Source organism: Streptomyces lushanensis (assembly GCF_001700515.1).
Classification (GTDB): Bacteria; Actinomycetota; Actinomycetes; order Streptomycetales; family Streptomycetaceae; genus Streptomyces; species Streptomyces lushanensis.
Window position 1 is genome coordinate 1 of the sequence record NZ_MAUD01000702.1, and the last position, 829, is coordinate 829.

Sequence of the window (829 nt, forward strand, 5' to 3'; positions counted from 1 at the left end):
CGGCGAAGACACCTCGTGACCAGTCGAATCCTCCCTCGGAGGCGGTGGCGGCGACTGTGGGCTGTGTCTCACCGGTCTTGACGCGTTCCATCAGCGCGAGATCGGTGGCGGCGGTCACGCTCAGCCGGAAACGGACATTCTGCCGCCCCGCGTTGATGACTTCGAGAGTCTCCTCCAACCGCCCGGGGGTGATGGCCCGGCGCCGGCTCAGGGNNGCCGGGCCAGCGCTCTGCTGTCGCCGTGGAAGAAGCCGTCGGCGCCGCCGTCGATCTGACCGTCCGCGTGGGAGATCGCGAAGCTCGGCGCGTGGAGCGTCACACAGGCGTCGTGCAGAAACGGCTGGAGGCCTTCGGGCGCGAGGCCGGAGGGCTCGGCCCCCGCGACGGAGTTCGTTATGTCGTGGGTCTTGACAGTCGTATCCAAAAGAGCAGAACCTCTCAGGCATTGGAGCGTTCCAAGAACCCTAACGACGACCTCAGGCCGTTGACAATGGGATTAGAACGCTCCAATAAACTCGACCGACCTCACTCCACACACGACCGGCCTCCGGAGACACCCATGCCCCGCACCCCCGACAGCTCCTCGCCCAAGGCCGGTCCGGTGACTCTGGCCATGGTCGCGCGACGGGCCGGGGTCTCTCCGCAAACCGTGTCGAATGCCCTCAACTCACCCGGGCTGCTGCGTCCTGAGACCCTGGAACGCGTCCGGCGCACCATCGACGAGATGGGCTACCGCCCGCACCGGGCCGCGCAGACGCTCCGTACCCGCTCCAGCAAGCTGATCGGTTACGGCATACGCCCGACGCCGCCCGGCACCTCGGCGCCGGTGA

General features: G+C 67.6%; 2 protein-coding genes and 1 pseudogene. 1 reads left to right on the top strand and 2 read right to left on the bottom strand.

Annotation, left to right across the window (positions count from 1 at the left end; genetic code table 11):
• Positions 1-213: glycogen debranching N-terminal domain-containing protein (locus tag BFF77_RS37665; protein WP_342671279.1), on the bottom strand; the 213-nt coding region annotated here is incomplete at both ends.
• A gap of 2 nt (positions 214-215) precedes the next feature.
• Positions 216-318, bottom strand: a pseudogene (locus BFF77_RS38010) (glycogen debranching N-terminal domain-containing protein); the annotation flags it as partial.
• Positions 319-558: 240 nt separating this feature from the next.
• Here BFF77_RS38010 and BFF77_RS32510 point away from each other — a divergent pair.
• Positions 559-829, top strand: a 271-nt coding sequence (locus BFF77_RS32510; protein WP_141698633.1) for a LacI family DNA-binding transcriptional regulator, incomplete at its 3' end; no start/stop codon positions are given.